The sequence below is a fragment of the Pseudomonas sp. RL_15y_Pfl2_60 genome, from assembly GCF_963970595.1.
Classification (GTDB): Bacteria; Pseudomonadota; Gammaproteobacteria; order Pseudomonadales; family Pseudomonadaceae; genus Aquipseudomonas.
Genome location: NZ_CAXAOE010000007.1, coordinates 1 through 16,915 on the forward strand (window position 1 = coordinate 1; position 16,915 = coordinate 16,915).

The 16,915-nt window shown below is 55.2% G+C and carries 16 protein-coding genes and 1 pseudogene; 6 read left to right on the forward strand and 11 right to left on the reverse strand.

What is annotated here, in order from left to right; genetic code table 11:
* Nucleotides 1-209, forward strand: a pseudogene (locus AACY26_RS18295) (hypothetical protein); the annotation flags it as partial.
* A gap of 84 nt (nt 210-293) precedes the next feature.
* On the opposite strand, the gene msrQ reads toward AACY26_RS18295, so the two are convergent.
* The 4 genes from msrQ to ilvC form a co-directional block, all read right to left on the reverse strand.
* Complete coding sequence (msrQ, locus tag AACY26_RS18300; RefSeq protein ID WP_339516119.1) at nt 294-917, reverse strand: protein-methionine-sulfoxide reductase heme-binding subunit MsrQ; 624 nt, start codon at nt 915-917, stop codon at nt 294-296.
* Complete coding sequence (msrP, locus tag AACY26_RS18305) at nt 917-1,930, reverse strand: protein-methionine-sulfoxide reductase catalytic subunit MsrP (RefSeq protein WP_339516120.1); 1,014 nt, start codon at nt 1,928-1,930, stop codon at nt 917-919. Before msrP ends, msrQ begins: the two co-directional genes overlap by 1 nt.
* 62 nt (nt 1,931-1,992) lie before the next feature.
* The gene (gene pssA, locus AACY26_RS18310; protein ID WP_339516122.1) at nt 1,993-2,808 is read right to left on the reverse strand and encodes a CDP-diacylglycerol--serine O-phosphatidyltransferase; all 816 of its coding nucleotides are present in this window, start codon (nt 2,806-2,808) and stop codon (nt 1,993-1,995) included.
* 156 nt (nt 2,809-2,964) lie between these two features.
* Entirely contained in the window at nt 2,965-3,981 is a 1,017-nt protein-coding gene (gene ilvC, locus AACY26_RS18315; RefSeq protein ID WP_339516124.1) for a ketol-acid reductoisomerase, read from the reverse strand.
* A 125-nt stretch (nt 3,982-4,106) separates the two neighbouring features.
* Between ilvC and ilvY the strand changes: the two genes are divergently transcribed.
* Entirely contained in the window at nt 4,107-4,988 is an 882-nt protein-coding gene (gene ilvY, locus AACY26_RS18320) for an HTH-type transcriptional activator IlvY (RefSeq protein ID WP_339516125.1), read from the forward strand.
* A 55-nt stretch (nt 4,989-5,043) separates the two neighbouring features.
* Here the strand turns inward: ilvY and ilvN are convergent, their stop codons facing one another.
* Together ilvN and AACY26_RS18330 are read right to left on the reverse strand one after the other, a co-directional pair.
* Nucleotides 5,044-5,535 (reverse strand): acetolactate synthase small subunit, encoded by a 492-nt coding sequence (ilvN, locus tag AACY26_RS18325; protein ID WP_010487678.1) that lies wholly within the window; start codon nt 5,533-5,535, stop codon nt 5,044-5,046.
* Between the two features lie 2 nt (nt 5,536-5,537).
* On the reverse strand, nt 5,538-7,262 hold the full coding sequence (locus tag AACY26_RS18330) for an acetolactate synthase 3 large subunit (RefSeq protein ID WP_339516127.1): 1,725 nt from the start codon (nt 7,260-7,262) through the stop codon (nt 5,538-5,540).
* A gap of 406 nt (nt 7,263-7,668) precedes the next feature.
* Between AACY26_RS18330 and AACY26_RS18335 the strand changes: the two genes are divergently transcribed.
* Nucleotides 7,669-8,109, forward strand: coding sequence for a DUF4124 domain-containing protein (locus tag AACY26_RS18335; protein ID WP_339516128.1), 441 nt, complete (start codon nt 7,669-7,671; stop codon nt 8,107-8,109).
* A 33-nt stretch (nt 8,110-8,142) separates the two neighbouring features.
* On the opposite strand, the gene AACY26_RS18340 is transcribed toward AACY26_RS18335, so the two are convergent.
* From AACY26_RS18340 to mrcB, 3 genes are read right to left on the reverse strand one after another with little or no spacing between them, the layout of a single operon-like run.
* A complete protein-coding gene (locus AACY26_RS18340) occupies nt 8,143-8,472 on the reverse strand; it encodes a YqcC family protein (protein WP_339516130.1) in 330 nt (109 codons plus the stop codon).
* Entirely contained in the window at nt 8,472-9,182 is a 711-nt protein-coding gene (locus tag AACY26_RS18345) for a tetratricopeptide repeat protein (RefSeq protein ID WP_339516132.1), read from the reverse strand. Before AACY26_RS18345 ends, AACY26_RS18340 begins: the two co-directional genes overlap by 1 nt.
* A gap of 16 nt (nt 9,183-9,198) precedes the next feature.
* The gene (gene mrcB / locus AACY26_RS18350; RefSeq protein WP_339516134.1) at nt 9,199-11,517 is read right to left on the reverse strand and encodes a penicillin-binding protein 1B; all 2,319 of its coding nucleotides are present in this window, start codon (nt 11,515-11,517) and stop codon (nt 9,199-9,201) included.
* Between the two features lie 119 nt (nt 11,518-11,636).
* Here mrcB and AACY26_RS18355 point away from each other — a divergent pair, with 119 nt between their 5' ends.
* The 3 genes from AACY26_RS18355 (at nt 11,637) to AACY26_RS18365 (ending at nt 14,634) form a co-directional block, all read left to right on the forward strand.
* Nucleotides 11,637-13,199, forward strand: coding sequence for a bifunctional aminoglycoside phosphotransferase/ATP-binding protein (locus tag AACY26_RS18355; RefSeq protein ID WP_339516136.1), 1,563 nt, complete (start codon nt 11,637-11,639; stop codon nt 13,197-13,199).
* A 259-nt stretch (nt 13,200-13,458) separates the two neighbouring features.
* Nucleotides 13,459-13,731, forward strand: coding sequence for a TfoX/Sxy family protein (locus AACY26_RS18360; protein WP_339516138.1), 273 nt, complete (start codon nt 13,459-13,461; stop codon nt 13,729-13,731).
* A 105-nt stretch (nt 13,732-13,836) separates the two neighbouring features.
* Nucleotides 13,837-14,634: a Crp/Fnr family transcriptional regulator gene (locus AACY26_RS18365; protein ID WP_339516139.1), complete on the forward strand. Its 798-nt coding sequence runs from the start codon at nt 13,837-13,839 to the stop codon at nt 14,632-14,634.
* 622 nt (nt 14,635-15,256) lie between these two features.
* On the opposite strand, the gene AACY26_RS18370 is transcribed toward AACY26_RS18365, so the two are convergent.
* Together AACY26_RS18370 and AACY26_RS18375 are read right to left on the reverse strand one after the other, a co-directional pair.
* Complete coding sequence (locus AACY26_RS18370) at nt 15,257-16,141, reverse strand: ChaN family lipoprotein (protein WP_339516141.1); 885 nt, start codon at nt 16,139-16,141, stop codon at nt 15,257-15,259.
* A 9-nt stretch (nt 16,142-16,150) separates the two neighbouring features.
* Nucleotides 16,151-16,873, reverse strand: coding sequence for a heme ABC transporter ATP-binding protein (locus AACY26_RS18375; protein WP_445261335.1), 723 nt, complete (start codon nt 16,871-16,873; stop codon nt 16,151-16,153).
* Nucleotides 16,874-16,915: the final 42 nt, after the last annotated feature.

Here is a 16,915-nt window from a genome sequence, read left to right on the forward strand (position 1 = left end):
TTTCTACTCAACCACTTGCGCTTCCGATCAAACCAGCTTCTCGTCAGCGGGAGGCGCATTCTACAGCGTTCAAAACCGCTGTCAACACCTCTTTTTCTACCGCTTCCGATCACCGAGGCGATCACTCCAAAGGCCATTCAAAACACCCTTCAGAGCCCGGCGCATTCTACACAGCTTTCGCTGCTTTGCAACCCCTCTTTTTAAGCTAACTTCTTGTTTTACAAGAGGTTTCTCGAGAGGTCTACGCCGGAAGAGGTGCGCATTATAGGCACCTCAGATTTGCCGTCAAGGGTTTATTGCGGATTTATTACTGTATTAGCAGTTTTAGCGCGAATCCGTGGCAACAGAGCCGCTACCGCCGGAATACGCAGGCACATCAAGGCAGCACCAATAAGTGCGTACAGGCTCCATTCCTTGAGATCGGCCCGTACCACCCAGAGCATGTGTAATAAGCCCAAGGCCAAAATCCCATAGACAGCGCGATGCAACTTCTTCCATCGCCGACCTAAGCGCCGCTGACTGTAGCGGTTCGATGTGACCGCTAGCGCCAGCAACCCTATGAAGCCAAACACTCCGACTATTATGTAAGGTCGCTTACGCAGTTCGACCCCCAGCTGCGCCCAATCAAGCCCCAAAATAAACACGCAGTAAGCCGCCATGTGCAATACCACAAAGGCAAAGCACCATAGACCCAGCTGGCGACGCGTAATGACCCAGCCCGACCAGCCCGTTAGCTTCTGCAGCGGGGTCATTGCCAGCGTGATGAACAAGAGTATTAACGTGCCCAGGCCAAGCCGGTTAACCAGGGTTTTGCCTGGATCCGGCCCAAGGGCAAACGTCCATGCTTCATACAGCCAGTAAAGCGGTACAGCTGCGACCACAATAAAGACCATCAAGCGAAATAGCGGGAAACGCATCAGTAGTTAACCCTCAGGTCCATGCCTGCATATAGCGATGCGACCTCATCGCCATAACCATTAAACATCAATGTATCGCGTACATTTGGACTGAACAGGCCGCTGGGCAGGCGACGCTCGCGCGCATGCGTCCAACGCGGATGATCCACCTTTGGGTTAACGTTGGCATAGAAACCGTATTCATCTGCAGCAATAGACTGCCAAGTGGTTTTGGGTTGTTCCTCAACCAGGCTGATACGCACAATCGACTTAATGCTTTTAAAACCGTACTTCCAAGGCACGACCAGGCGCAGTGGCGCGCCATTTTGATTAGGCAGCACCCGGCCATACATACCAACGGCAAGTATCGCCAACGGATTCATCGCTTCATCAAGGCGCAGGCCCTCAACATAAGGCCAGTCAATCAAGCCAAAGCTCGACTGCTGCCCCGGGAGATCCTTGCGATCAACCAGTGTTTCAAAGCGAATGTATTTAGCCTTGCTGGTCGGCTGCACCTGCTTAAGAAGCGCCGAAAGCGGAAAGCCCATCCAAGGAATGACCATCGACCAGGCCTCAACACAACGCAGGCGATAGATTCGCTCCTCTAACTCATAAGGCTTGATGAAGTCTTCCAGTGCATAGCGACCAGGCTTTGCCACCTCACCATCGATAACAACAGTCCATGGCTCGGTTTTCAGTGCCGACGCGTTGGCTGATGGGTCGCCCTTGTCGGCGCCCAGCTCATAGAAGTTGTTGTAGTGAGTTGCATCTTTGAATGGCGTGATTGCCTCACCTTTGACGGTCACGGCCTGCCACTGGGTTGTCGGCAACTTTTGCTTGAACCAATCGGGGCCATCAACTGCTTGGACATCAGGGTAACGCGAAGCATCCTGGGCAAATGTAACACCCGGCGCCGCAGCCAGTGCCAGGCCAGCGATAGAGCCGCCAATAAAGGAACGACGAGAAAGATAAAGCGCTTCTGGGGTTACATCCGACTCTTTGCAAGCGGATGCAGATGGGACCTTGATCAACATGAGGACTCCGCAACTACAGGTAAACGATGACCAGTAGACCACGAAGCCCTCATGAAATTACATCACGCAGCCTTATTGCGGCGACGTAACTGCAACAAATATTGAACGGGGCCCGAGAAGGCGTAAGCGAGGAAGATAATCAGCAGGATACGCGGTGGATCACTGAACACCACAGCAAACCCCAACACCACGGCCAAGATAGCAACAAACGGCACTCGCCCTTTTAGATCCAGGTCCTTGAAGCTGTGATATTTGATATTGCTGACCATCAACATGCCGGCAGCAGCAACCAGGATCGCGACCAAGAAGGCCATCTTGGAACCCTGTATGCCAAAATCACTAAAGGCCCAGACAGTACCCGCCACTACACCTGCCGCAGCTGGGCTGGCCAAGCCAATAAAGTAGCGTTTATCGGTGCTGCCAATCTGGGTGTTGAAGCGAGCCAAACGCAGCGCTGCCCCCGCTACATAGATGAAGGCAACCATCCAGCCTACTTTCCCCAGACTGCCCAGCGCCCATTCAAACGCCAACAATGCAGGCGCGACACCAAAGGCGACCATGTCCGACAGCGAATCGTATTCGGCGCCGAATGCACTTTGGGTATTAGTCATGCGCGCAACACGACCATCAAGACCGTCCAACACCATGGCAACGAATACAGCCGCGGCCGCCACATAGTAGTTGCCGTTCATGGCATTGATAATTGCGTAGAACCCCGCGAACAGATTAGCGGTGGTGAACAAATTCGGCAGCAAATAGACGCCACGATGACGAACCTTACGCCCTTCGTCGTCATGACCCTCTTCTTCGTGTTCATCAACCGGCAAAAGACTTTCTGCGTCGGGAGCCGAATTAGGCTCTTCTGGGCGTTCGCTCATGGATGTACCTTACAACTGGATTGAAAATTCAGCACCTATGTTACAGCGCTACGCAGATTATATAAGCGTAATCATTACGCGCTTTATACCAGAAGACACTGAACGCATAAAAAAACGCGGCTGATTAGCCGCGTTTTTTATGTAAGTCGGTAAGACTTAGTTTTTAGCTTTGTCGACGATCTTGTTCGCGGAAATCCACGGCATCATCGAGCGCAGCTGCTCACCCACAACTTCGATACCGTGGGCAGCGTTGTTGCGGCGATAGGCAGTCATCGAAGGATAGTTAGCAGCACCTTCCTGAATGAACATCTTGGCGTACTCACCGTCCTGGATGCGCTTCAGTGCATTGCGCATGGCTTGACGCGACTCTGCGTTGATCACTTCCGGACCAGTAACGTACTCACCGTATTCAGCGTTGTTCGAGATCGAGTAGTTCATGTTGGCGATACCGCCTTCGTACATGAGGTCAACGATCAGCTTCAGCTCGTGCAAGCACTCGAAGTAAGCCATTTCTGGCGCGTAACCGGCTTCAACCAGTGTTTCGAAGCCAGCTTTAACCAACTCAACGCAACCGCCACACAGAACAGCCTGCTCACCGAACAGGTCGGTTTCAGTTTCGTCCTTGAATGTGGTTTCGATGATACCGGTACGGCCGCCACCCACGCCCGACGCGTAAGACAGTGCAACGTTCTTGGCGTTGCCCGAAGCGTCTTGGTAGATCGCGATCAGGTCAGGAATACCGCCGCCCTTGACGAACTCGGAACGCACAGTGTGGCCCGGAGCCTTTGGCGCGATCATGATCACGTCCAGATCGCTGCGCGGCACAACTTGGTTGTAGTGAATCGCGAAACCGTGGGAGAACGCCAGGGTTGCGCCCTGCTTGATGTTTGGCTCGATTTCGTTCTTGTACAGCTGCGACTGGAATTCGTCTGGAGTCAGGATCATGACCAGATCAGCACCGGCAACAGCAGTCGCAACATCAGCAACTTTCAAGCCGTGGGCTTCAGCCTTGGCGACAGTTGCAGAGCCTTTACGCAGGCCGACAGTGACATCAACACCAGAATCTTTCAGGTTGCACGCCTGAGCGTGGCCTTGGGAACCGTAACCGATAACGGCAACTTTCTTGCCCTGGATGATGGAAAGGTCACAGTCTTTGTCGTAATAAACTTTCATGTTCTTGGCTCTTTTAGGCGAAAAGGATGGGCGCTTAAGCACCGCGACGGAGACACTTTAAGTGATCAGCCCCATTGCGTAAAATGATATATTTGCAACACAACATGCCGATATATGAAATAACCATGGATAGCCACGCGCTTATACTTTTCCTGTCTCTGGCCGACAATCTGCACTTTGGCAAAACCAGCCGCGAGCAGCATGTCAGCCCGTCCGCACTTAGCCGCAGCATCAAGCAGTTGGAGGACGAACTCGGCGCCCCGCTATTTCTTCGTGACAACCGCTCCGTGCGCCTGACCCGCGAGGGTCAACAGTTTCGCGAGTACGCCAAGGATGTCATCGGCGGCTGGCAAGCCATGCGCCAAACCTTCAAGCAAGACCAACTGATCCTGCAGGGTGAGCTTTCCCTCTACTGCTCTGTCACGGCCAGCTACAGCTTTCTCTACGATATTCTCAGCAGCTTTCGCCAAGACTATCCGCGGATTGAAATGAAGCTGCACACAGGTGATGCGGCTAAAGCAGTGGAACGCATCCAGCAAGGCCTTGAAGACTTGGCCATCGGTGCCCGCCCCGACAACCTGGCCAGTGGCATTGCATTTCAATCCATTGCGCGCTCGGAGTTGTGCTTTATTGGCCCGCAGTCGCCCCAACTCTTAACTGACGAGCAGCTTAAAAACCCGAGCGCAACCAGTTGGCGTGATGTACCGATGATCCTTTCTGAAGAGGGGCTGGCGAGAACTCGCACGGATCGCTGGTTGAAAAACCATAACATCAAGCCACGAATCTACGCCCAGGTCAGTGGTAATGAAGCCATCGTCAGCATGGTCAGCCTGGGGTTTGGCATCGGTGTCGTACCGCAAATCGTACTCGACAACAGCCCGCTGACCGCCAGCATCCGCACCTACGATATCCAGCCGCCACTCACCGCTTATGACATTGGCCTGTTTGCCCTGGAAAAGCGTCTGAAGGAGCCGCTGATCAATGCCTTCTGGAATCGCCAACGCTAAATAAGGGCGAAAAAAAACCTCGCAATAATGCGAGGTTTTTTTAAATCCAGCGCAATCAGATACTGAGTACTTTGTCGCCCCGGGCAATGCCGGTAACGCCGCTGCGTACAGTTTCCAGGATTGAGGCTGTGCCTATGGCCTGAATGAAGCTATCAAGCTTATCGCTAGTGCCCGTCAACTGAATGGTGTAGACGCTGGTGGTTACATCAACGATCTGGCCACGGAAGATATCCGTTGTGCGCTTGACCTCGGCGCGCTGTGCGCCTGTCGCCTTGACCTTAACCAGCATCAACTCACGCTCAATGTGCGAGCTCTCTGACAAATCGACCAGCTTGACCACCTCGACCAGCTTATTGAGGTTTTTGGTGATCTGCTCAATGACATCATCATGACCAACAGTGGTCAACGTCAGACGCGACAGGGTCGGATCTTCGGTTGGCGCAACGGTCAGGCTTTCGATGTTGTAGTTACGCTGGGAAAACAGACCCACCACACGGGACAGTGCACCCGGCTCGTTTTCCAGCAACAGGGAAATAATGTGTCGCATGATTAAGTCCGCTCCGTCTTGCTCAGCCACATGTCGCGCATAGCACCGTCTTTGATATGCATCGGATAGACGTGCTCACTGGTATCAACCTGAATATCAAGGAAAACCAGGCGATCTTTCATCGCGAAGGCTTTCTCCATCATTGGCTTCAGGTCTTTGAGGTCAGTAATGCGCATGCCAACATGGCCATAAGCCTCGACCAACTTAACGAAGTCCGGCAAAGACTCCATGTAAGAGTGCGAGTGACGGCTGTTGTAGTTCATATCCTGCCACTGGCGCACCATACCCAGCGCGCCATTGTTCAGGTTGATGATCTTCACCGGCAAATCGTACTGCAGGCAGGTCGACAGCTCCTGGATATTCATCTGGATGCTGCCTTCACCGGTAACGCAGGCAACATCGTCATCCGGGAAGCTCAACTTAACGCCCATTGCTGCTGGGAAGCCAAAGCCCATGGTGCCCAAGCCACCGGAGTTAATCCAACGATTAGGCTTGTTGAAGCGATAGTACTGCGCAGCAAACATCTGGTGCTGGCCCACATCGGAGGTGACATAGGCATTGCCTTCGGTCACTTCACACAGGGTTTCGATCACGGTCTGTGGCTTGATAATGCTGCCGTCGCCCTTGTCGTAAGGGAACATGCCACGATCACCACGCCACTCTTCAATTTGCTTCCACCAACTGGCAAGCGCCTCTTTACTTGGCTTCTCGCCGATTTCCTTGAGGATCGCAACCATCTCGGTCAGGACGCTCTCAACCGGGCCAACGATAGGCACATCGGCCTTGATGGTTTTGGAGATCGAAGCTGGGTCGATGTCGATGTGGATAATTTTTGCGTTCGGACAGAATTTGCTCGGACCGTTGATAACCCGGTCATCGAAGCGCGCGCCAACAGCAAAAATCACATCCGCATGATGCATTGCCAGGTTGGCGGTGTAGCTACCGTGCATGCCGAGCATACCGAGGAACTGACGATCAGTACCCGGATAGCCGCCCAGGCCCATCAAGGTGTTGGTCACCGGGATATTGAGCATCTGCGCCAACTCGGTCAGCGGCTCAGCGGCGTGACCCAGGATCACGCCACCGCCCGAGTAAATGACCGGGCGCTTGGCAGCGAGCAATACTTCAGCCGCCTTGCGGATCTGGCCCGAGTGGCCGCGCAATGCAGGGCTGTATGAACGCAGCTTGACCTTCTTCGGGTAGACGTACTCGAACTTCTCAGCCGGATTGGTCATGTCCTTCGGAATATCGACAACAACAGGACCAGGACGACCCGACTCAGCCAGATAGAAGGCTTTCTTCATCACTTCAGGAATTTCAGAGGCGTGCTTGATCATGAAGCTGTGCTTCACGATAGGACGCGAGATACCGATCATGTCGGTTTCCTGGAAGGCATCGGTGCCGACCATGCTGCTAGGCACCTGACCTGACAGGACCACCATCGGAATGGAATCCATGTAGGCAGTGGCGATACCGGTAATGGCGTTGGTTGCACCGGGACCCGAGGTCACCAGCACCACTCCAGCTTTACCTGTAGCACGTGCGTAGCCATCGGCCATGTGCGTTGCGGCTTGTTCGTGGCGCACCAGGATGTGGTTCACCTCTGGTTCTTTGAACAGCGCATCATAGATATGCAGCAAGGCACCGCCCGGGTACCCATAGATATTTTTAACGCCTTCGTCACGCAAAAAGCGCACGACCATTTCAGCGCCGGATAAAAGCTCCACGTTGATCACCTCTAAACGCCAGAAATCGCCCAAAAGGGGACGATCTAAAATAGGTTTTACTGCTAAGCAGAGCATGAGCGACGGTGGTCGCCGACTACGTCAGCTACAACTGAGCAAGTATTGGGAATGCCCCAAAGTGTTGCGGGGTCTTCCCACCCAGCGCGAGGTAACGCGTTGCGGGTGTTGCTAGGTCGGCGCGGGTGTGCACCTCATCTCTACTGAGCTAAAGCCTGCTTGCGGCTGACTCCACTACAGCGAATGTTCGATTGTTGGGATTGCAGGCCTTTAAGTCAAGCAATCTGTGCATGAATCGACAATCTTCTGCTGTGATCTGGCGCAGGATGACGCCCGACTAATATTGGTTATAGTAATCTTAGCTTTCGCAGTACTTCACTAAGGAAACAGCATGCGCCGTATGATTCTCGCCACCAGCCTGCTACTTGCTATCAGCTCAACAGCGATGGCCAGCCAGGTCTATAAGTGGGTTGACGCACAGGGTGTGACCCATTTTGGCGCGCAACCGCCACAAGGCCAGCAAAGCACAGAAATCAATACCGCAGTGCCGACGCCGTCAGGCAAACCCGCGGTAGAAGAGCCTGCCCCCAGCTTTAATGACATAGCCGACCCTGAACAAGCTGAAATCGATAAAAAGGTTAAGCAGGAAGTCGCCGCCAAAGAAGCCGAGCGCAAACAGTACTGCACGGATGTGCGAACCAGCCTGGCGCAGATTGAGAACAATCCGCGGGTGCGCGTCGAGATTGATGGTGAAGTTCGGCGGATCACCGAAGAAGAGCGCCAGCAGCGCATTGCTGAAACGAAGAAAGCCATCAGCGAAAACTGCCAATAAGCTTGGCAGTTTTGGTTAGAGCCCCGGCGCGACTCAGTTCGCGCCGGTCAGGATTTCGTCAAACTCGCCGAGCAACTTGATCAGCACACGCGCCTGAGCATTGCCGACGCCATAAACCTGCTCTGCCATCGGCTGAATGCCGGAGACGGCTGGCAATGGCGCTCCTTGCTCAAGCATGATTTTCATACGCGGCAAGAAGATCCATTGCAGCCACTGCTCAAGCGGCATGCTGTCTACGCAAAACGGCTCTGGACTGGCCATTGCCTTATCGCTTGGTGGCAACTCAGTCCACCAACCTTGCGTGCGCAACTCACGCTCAATCAACAGCAGCTGTTCAGCAATTTCAACTGTGCGCGGATCCATTACAGGGCGACCTTGGCCCGCTCGCGGGCTTGCGCAGCGCCAGCAGGATCACCTTGTTTTTCGCGGGCCTGTGCAACCAGATCCCACAAACTTGCCTGCAACTGAGGACGACCGCCAGCATAGCTCAGGCCACGACGCGCAAACTGCTCCGCTTGCGCAGCATCACCCTGAGCCAGGCGGACCTCGGCCAGGCGATAAAGCACCTGCGGTTCCCGCGGCGCGATACGCTGGGCACGCTCCAGGCTTGAAGCTGCGCCATCCAGATCGCCACCGCCCTGCTGCTGCTGAGCAGTTGTCAGCAACGCAAGCACCGGGCCATCCAGCTGTTCGTCTGCCGATAAACCGCCTGACGCACCGGAAGTAGAACCGCTACTGGCTGGCGTTTGCGGCGCACTTGGCTGCGAATAGGTGCTGCTGCCTGCGGAGTCGTTGGTGATGGGGCCGGTAGTGATTGGCCCCGTGGTAATTGGCGAAGTCGTCAATGGCTGGCTGCCAGAGCCACCTGCGGTACCTGGCACCATCACCACAACACCAGAGTCTTGCGGCTGTGCTTGCGGGGCATTGGTCGGTGCCGCGCCGCCTACGCGATCCATACGGTTGGCTGAGGCCGGTGCACCGGCGTCTACCACTGGAATCGAGCCATTGGGCACACTGGCGCAACCTGCCAATACTGTCGAAGCTGTTATTACTGGAATCAACCACTTAATCACGTTACGCCCTCTTGCCTTAATTCATCCAGCCACGAACCCAGTCCATGACCGAGTCGACCGGAGCCTGGATACCACATCCAGGGCCAGGTGCTGGCTCACTGCCACGAATATACGGCATCTGCACTGCATTCGGGCAGCTGGAATCAGAACCTTGACCGGTCTTTGCATCAATCCATGCTTGAACCACGTTATCAGGCTGCGGCATGTCCAGTGGCAAGGGGTCAGCTTTTGCCATAAAGCTGGTCCACACTTGCAACGCACCGGTCGCACCAGTGAGCGGTGTTGGGCCGTTATCGTCACGCCCCAGCCACACAACGGCCAGAACATCCTGGCTGAAACCGGCAAACCAGCTGTCACGGGAGTCGTTACTGGTGCCGGTCTTGCCCGCCAAATTCAGCGAACGTGGCAACTGGTTGTAAACCGATCGCCCGGTTCCTTCACGCATCACTCGCTGCATTGCGGTTTGCAACAGGTAAATCGAACCGGCATCAAAGCGCTGCTGAATCTGGAATGGGTAGCGCTTGAGTGGTTCACCTTCAGCAGTCAATACGCTGCGGATACCACGCAACGGCGTATTGAAACCACCATTGGCGATGGTCTGATACATGCCAGCAACTTCCATCGGGCTCAATGAGCCCGCCCCCAGCAGCATCGACGGATAAGCCGGCCACTCACGCTCAACACCAAGACGCGCTAATGTTTTGAGCACATTGGGCACACCCAGTTCCAAGCCCAACTTGGCAGTCGACAAGTTGTATGAGTTGACCAAGCCCTGATACAGATAAATAGTGCCGTGGGACTTGCGGTCATAGTTCTGCGGGCGCCACACCTGCCCATCCTGGCCCTTGACCGAAAACGCCTGATCCTTAATGAAGCTGGTCAAGGTGTACTGGCTTGGACGCTCCAGGGCGGTCAGGTACACAGCGGGTTTGACCAGAGAACCGATGGGCCGCACGGCATCAATTGCACGGTTGAACCCGGCAAAGTTACGCTGGCGTCCACCCAGCAAAGCCTGGACCTCGCCGGTTTCCGGGTTCGTTACGACCATGCCCGCCTCAACCTTATCGACCCCTTTGCGGCCCGACAGACGCTTGAGCGTTTCGCTGAGCGAATCTTCGGCCTTGATCTGCATGATCGGATCGAAACTGGTAAAGATGCGCAGACCTTCCTCGGTCAGATCCTCATCACGATAATCTTGACGCAACTGGCGCTTGACCAGGTCAAGGAACGCCGGGAACGAGCCATTAGACATGCTGCCGCGCGTGGTCACGCCCAGCGGGCGCGCCTTGGCTGCTGCTGCTTGCTCAGGCGTTACCACACCTTGGGCGGCGAGCAGGTCAAGAATCAAGTCGCGACGCGTCTTGGCCCGCTCGGGATGGCGACGCGGATTGTAGTAAGTAGGGCCTTTGACCATACCGACCAACAACGCGACCTGCTCCAAGTGCAACTCGGACAATGGCTGGCTGAAAAAGTACTGGCTGGCCAGACCAAAGCCATGCACGGCGCGATTGCCGTCCTGGCCGAGGAAGACTTCGTTGAGATACGCCTCAAGGATGTCTTTCTTGTCGTAATGCAGCTCAAGCAGCACAGCCATCATCGCCTCGATGGCTTTACGCGTGAGGCTACGCTCATTGGTCAGGTAGAAGTTTTTCACCAGCTGCTGGGTCAGCGTACTGCCGCCTTGGCGCAACTGGCCAGAGGAGGCATTGACCCAGATCGCCCGGGCAATCGACTTCGGCGATACACCAAAGTGATTGAAGAACTCGCGATCCTCAACCGCCACCAGGGTTTCAACCAGATAAGGCGGCACCTGATCCAGCTTGATCAGCACACGGTCTTCCTGGTGCGCCGGGTACAGGCCACCGATCAGCATCGGCTCCAGGCGTGCAACTGCCAGCTTGCCGCCATTGGCCTTGGACAGGCCAGCCACATAGTCGCCCGAGAAACGCACCCGCACATGCTGCGCAGGCTCGGCACCTTCATAGAACTGGAAGCCACGTGAGTACAACTCGATATTGTTACCGGCGACTGAAACGCCACCCGGTCCATCAACGGTTTTTTCACGCCGATAACCCAGCGCGTCCAACTCTTTGAGGAAGTCGGTTTTCGCCAGTTTTTCACCGACGAACAATTCCAAAGGCCTGGCATAGACCTTGGCGGGCACAGTCCAGCGCTTGCCGGAGAATTTCTCCTGCACCACGGCATCGAGGTAAACCGCAAATCCTGCAAACACTACTAAGCCAACCAAACCGAGCTTTACAGCCCAGCCAAGCCAAGGACGAGTGCCGCGAGAGCGACGTTTAGAACGGGAACGGGAAGATTTAGGTCGAGTCATGGCGCGGCATTATACGCATTTTGCTTGCCACAAGCAGGCGCTACCCAGCGGTTTGCAGACGGGCATTCAAAGGCCATAATGAGCGCCACTACTTTGTTGTTTAAAACCAAGGACCCTCCGTGAGCCAAGCCCTGATTGAAGCCCTGCAGAACCCGGCCTTGTACCCGCACCCGGTCGACAGTTTCCAAGTAATCGAGACGCATATTTCCTGGGTTTTGCTCACTGGCGAGTACGCCTACAAGATCAAGAAGCCAGTTAATTTTGGTTTTCTCGACTTCACGCAACTGAGCGACCGCGAGCACTTCTGTGGCGAAGAACTACGCCTCAACCAACGTCTAACCGAAGGTTTGTATCTCGAGGTGTTACCCGTTTGTGGCAGCGTCGAGGCGCCAAACCTGGCAAATGACGGCCCGGTTATTGAGTACGTGCTGAAAATGCGCCAGTTCCCGCAAAACCAGTTGCTCAGCGAAGTACAGGCGCGCGGCGAGCTCAGCGAAGCGCACATAGACGAACTGGCCGAAAAAATTGCTCAATTTCACCTGAATGCACCCCAGGTCGCCCAAGACCATGAACTGGGGACACCCGAAGCGGTGATGACCCCAGTCTTACAAAATTTCGAGCAGGCTCGTCCCATGCTCTCGGAAAAAGCCGACCTGCAACAACTCGACGCGTTACAGGCCTGGGCTGAAACCAGCTATGAGCGACTCAAGCCTTTGCTGGCCAAGCGCAAAGCCGATGGCTTTATTCGTGAATGCCATGGTGATATCCACCTCGGCAACATCGCCATTCTTGATGGCCATGTCACCTTGTTTGACTGCATTGAGTTCAACCAACCGTTCCGCATGACTGACGTAATGGCGGACGTCGGCTTTCTGGTCATGGACCTCGAAGACCGTGGCCTAAAGTGCCTTGCGCGCCGGTTTGTCAGCAAATGGCTTGAATACACCGGCGATTACGCATCGCTCGAACTGCTCAATTTCTACAAGGCCTACCGGGCGATGGTCCGTGGCAAAGTCAGCCTGTTCCGCCTCGGCCAAGAGCAAAGCGCGGTGCAGCGTAAGGTCATTTTGCGCCAGTACCGCAAATACGCTGCGCTGGCTGAAAGTTACAGTTCGATTCCTTCGCGTTTCCTGGCCATCACCCATGGCGTCTCGGCAGTTGGCAAAAGCCAGGTGGCCATGCGCATGGTCGAAGCGCTTGGCGCCATTCGCCTGCGCTCTGATGTCGAACGCAAACGCCTGTTTGGCGAGCAAAGCGATGCCCAAAAAGGCCAGCAAGACCAAGGGATCTACGACCAAGACTCCAGCATTGCCACTTATCGACGTCTGCATGAGGTTGCCGATGCGGCCTTGCATGCAGGTTTCCCGGTGGTCATAGACGCAACCTACCTCAAGCTGGAACAACGCCAGGCGGCGATGCAGATTGCAGAACAAACCGGCGTGCCGTTTTTGATCCTCAGCTGCAACGCACCCACCGAGGTGATTGCTGGCTGGCTCAAACATCGCCAGCAAGAAGCCAAGGACCCTTCCGACGCGACGATGCACGTTATCGAGGCACAACTGGCCAACCGTGAAGCACTAACCGCCGCAGAACGGGTCAACGAGCAATGCATTGAAACCAATGACAGCGCCAGTTTGGACAGCTTGGTTGCACGCATCCGTCAGCGCTTGCCAGGCCTGTAACAATCCCGTCACTTACCGGGGCGGGCAAGCTGCCCCGGTATAGAGAAACAGCCGCCAGACGCGCTTGCCCTGGCGTGAATCACCTCTTCCCTGCCCTCGCCTGACTGACGCCTTAAGGCAGCCCAAGTGGCGTTGCGCGCCAGCAAAACCACCAAAGATGTCAGTTCGCCACATATTTCTCAGTGTGCCGCTACACTTTCGTTCAAGTACACAAAGGCGATAGCTAATAATCGCACATGGGCGGCGCCATGGAGGCTCAATGAACGACGAGCTGCAACACTTGAAAAACTTGGGGAAAACCTCTGCCCAGTGGCTGCATGCCTCGGGTATCCACAGCGCCAATGACTTGCGCAGGCTCGGTGCAGTCAGCGCCTACCGAGCGGTAAAGGCACGGGGGTTCAGAGCGTCCAAAGTGTTGCTTTACTCGATCGAGGGCGCACTGTTGGATATCTACTGGAACGAGCTGCCAGAAGACCACAAAGCCAAATTAAATGGCCAACTCGACGCAGGAAGCTCGCGCAATAAGAGCTAGCTCACAACCTCCGCCAAGAGTGATTTACCAAAATGGCTGCCCAGCATATTGTCGGAGGGATGTTCGTGCGTTTATGCCTGCCAAGCCAGTTCAAGGAATCACATTATGTATCTACTCGGGGAGCAACCCGCTTACGCCGACCAGTTGATCAACCGACTGCAGAGTATTCCCAGTCAATTGCTGGAAGGTTTGGCCCCCTCAGGCGAGGTCATCCATGTAGAGCAAAGCGATGACTTGAGCGCATGTCTACCCGACAACACGCTATTTATCATCGAAAATGGCTTGCTCCACGCATTGGTAGATGAACGCCCCCTGTTCTACCTGCAAGAAGGCGACCTCCTCGGGCTACGCCAAGGCCTCGACCTGCCAAGCTGTCGCTACAGCTGCGATGAACCCCTGAGCCTGATCCCTTATTCACGCAGCGAAGCCTTCAACCACATCTATGCCGACTCCAACCGGCAGGACTTGCTGGTTCAATACCTGATCGGCCACACCGCATTGCTGTCAGATGCTCTGGCACGCTTGAAGCAGCCGGAAATCCGCCCCTCTACCGGCTTCCAGCATTTTGCTGCGGGTGAAGAACTGATTCACCAAGGCGATGATGCCGAGCATGTATTCGTGATCATCGAGGGCCACGCCGAAGCCTTTGTTGACGGGCAAAAAGTGGGTGATGTGCAGAAAGATGAGATCTTCGGCGCCATGGCTGTCTTCACCCATGAGCCACGCAGCGCTACGGTTATCGCATCTGAGGCCTGCACCGTCATGCTGATTCCCAAGGACCAGTTCCTCAGCCTGATGCAAAGCAACCCACGCATTGCCCACAGCCTGATAGAGAATATGGCCCGGCGCATCGACCTGCTTAATAAAGAAGTCACCCAGCTGCGTTCAAGCAACGAGGCGTAGGCACTTTGTGCTCAAAACAAAGCCGGCCACGCGCCGGCTTTGTTGCATCTGAAACACGCCAGAACACCCGCTCCAAAAAAACTGACAACGACAGTTGACATGATAATGAGAATTGTTATTATTAACTCAACTGGTCGCGAGATCAGCCGATACGCTCTAGAGACCTTCAGTCGGACTCTCCAGCTTATCTCCTCATCAGGCTAATCACGGTTATTGACCCGGCACTTTTGCCGGGTCTTTTTTTGCCTGCGAAAAGAACTTTGAAATTAATTTTCCTAGGCTGTTGACATGATAATGAGAATTGTTATTATTCAACCATCTGATCGCGAGATCAGCTGATAAGCTCAAGAGACCTTCAGTCGGACTCTTCAGATTATCTCCTCATCAGGCTAATCACGGTTATTGACCCGGCATTTTTGCCGGGTCTTTTTTTGCCTGCGCAAAAGTGCCTGCATCAAGCAGGGCGCTGGGTCATCACCCGGGGCGTAATCTGAGAGTAATTGCTTTGGTGGACAAGCTTCGCGTTGTCGCACCCTACTTTTGAAGGCTGGGTAATTCGCCGTAGGGTGGGTAACGCTTTTTTACCCACCGTTCGTTTGTGTAAGTCCTTAGACGCCTGTTTCTAGCGCTTGCGCATCTCGGCGCAATAATCCTTATCTTCGACCGCAGCGGTGTACCAGACGTAATCCGCCTGTTCAGCGCTGACCGGTTTACCCACTTCACTGAAAATCAACACCGCATTGGTTGATCTATCGCCCAGGTCTCGTAAATGCACAGGTACGCCCAAATCACGGCGCACGTGAAACGCGCCTGCCAGCAATACAGCGGGTTTGTCGGCTTGTTGCAGGCGCTCGGCCATGCGCCGGTCACGCTGCTGTTGCACCGCCAGCATGGCGGGCAACTGGCTGTCGGGGAGCAAGCCGCAATGCGATTCACGGATTTGCTCAAGCAAAGGTTCACGTACCGCATTTGAGGTTGATGCCGACCCTCTCAGCGCGGGCTGTTTGCGGTAAATCTGCATCATCTCTTCGCGGTCCAGATTCGCAGCCTGCAACTGCGCGGGCTGCTGCAGTGCATAACGCACAATGGGCCCATACATCGACCAATCCCAGCCATCTTGCCAATCCAAGGCTTTGGGCAAATCAGCTATCGGCTGGCCGACCCGTGAAGCTGTTTGCGCTTGATCAACTGCCCGCTGCTGACTGCTGGTGAGCATTTCCATCAAGACGCTGCCCTGCTCGCGATGACTGGCAAGCGCACGCAATAACCACAGCTCCAGCGCATGATGGTCGGGATTATCATGCTGCTCGCCAACCAACACCTGACCTGCGTCTGATAGTCGCTCAACCAGTTCGGCCGCGGTCAATATTTGCCCACTACGCAAATCCTTGATCTGGCCAAGGTAGCTGGCGTCTCGCCCTTGCGGGCTTTGCCACTCAGGCAGAGTTGGCAATGCCGCCTGACAACCAGCAAGCAGGCCGGCACAGATTAATAGCCCTAGTCGCATACCACGTCCTTATCGCGCAATCACCAAAGGATGTCCCCGCTCGGGATGCTGTTGGATCAACACTTCAAGGCCGAACACATCACGTAGCGGTCCAGCCTGAAGAACCTCTGCCGGACTGCCGAGCAAGCACGCCTGACCACGATCGAGCAGCAACAGCTGATCACAATAACGCGCGGCAAGGTTCAGGTCATGCAAGATCACCATCACCGCCGCGCCGCCCTCGGCAAAGGTGCGGGTGGCCTGTAAGGTGGTGTGTTGATGCAGTGGATCAAGCATCGAGGTTGGCTCATCAAGCAGCAGCGTCTGTCCTTCAAGCCCCGGCCATAATTGCGCCAACACGCGCGCCAGATGTACACGCTGGCGCTCACCGCCGGACAGCGCCAAATAACTGCGCCCAGCCAGATGCATGGCATCGGCAGCGGTTAAGGCTTGCTTGATAATATCGGCGTCACAGGCTGCGCCACTGGCGTGCGGCAGGCGCCCCATCGCCACGACCTCTTCGACCAGAAAGCCAAAGTTGAGCGTCGAACTTTGCGGCAGCACAGCTAAACGCCGCGCACGCTCTGTGCCTGACCAATCCGTTAAGGGCCTGTGCTCGAGGTAAACCTCACCTTCGGCGGTTTCAAGCTCGCCACTCAAAGCACCCAGCAAAGTACTTTTGCCCGCGCCATTGGGGCCCAACACACCCAGCACTTGGCCCGGCTGCAGCTGCAAGGTGATTCCGGACAACACGGTGCTGGCTCCGCGTTTGACTGCGACATTTTCGGCTCGCAA

Excerpts from the sequence above, each read along its gene's own strand:
- msrQ (WP_339516119.1), bottom strand. The coding sequence starts at position 917 with ATGCGTTTCCCGCTATTTCGCTTGATGGTCTTTATTGTGGTCGCAGCT.
- msrP (WP_339516120.1), bottom strand. The coding sequence starts at position 1,930 with ATGTTGATCAAGGTCCCATCTGCATCCGCTTGCAAAGAGTCGGATGTA.
- pssA (WP_339516122.1), bottom strand. The coding sequence starts at position 2,808 with ATGAGCGAACGCCCAGAAGAGCCTAATTCGGCTCCCGACGCAGAAAGT.
- ilvC (WP_339516124.1), bottom strand. The coding sequence starts at position 3,981 with ATGAAAGTTTATTACGACAAAGACTGTGACCTTTCCATCATCCAGGGC.
- ilvY (WP_339516125.1), top strand. The coding sequence starts at position 4,107 with ATGGATAGCCACGCGCTTATACTTTTCCTGTCTCTGGCCGACAATCTG.
- ilvN (WP_010487678.1), bottom strand. The coding sequence starts at position 5,535 with ATGCGACACATTATTTCCCTGTTGCTGGAAAACGAGCCGGGTGCACTG.
- AACY26_RS18335 (WP_339516128.1), top strand. The coding sequence starts at position 7,669 with ATGCGCCGTATGATTCTCGCCACCAGCCTGCTACTTGCTATCAGCTCA.
- AACY26_RS18340 (WP_339516130.1), bottom strand. The coding sequence starts at position 8,472 with ATGGATCCGCGCACAGTTGAAATTGCTGAACAGCTGCTGTTGATTGAG.
- mrcB (WP_339516134.1), bottom strand. The coding sequence starts at position 11,517 with ATGACTCGACCTAAATCTTCCCGTTCCCGTTCTAAACGTCGCTCTCGC.
- AACY26_RS18360 (WP_339516138.1), top strand. The coding sequence starts at position 13,459 with ATGAACGACGAGCTGCAACACTTGAAAAACTTGGGGAAAACCTCTGCC.
- AACY26_RS18365 (WP_339516139.1), top strand. The coding sequence starts at position 13,837 with ATGTATCTACTCGGGGAGCAACCCGCTTACGCCGACCAGTTGATCAAC.
- AACY26_RS18370 (WP_339516141.1), bottom strand. The coding sequence starts at position 16,141 with ATGCGACTAGGGCTATTAATCTGTGCCGGCCTGCTTGCTGGTTGTCAG.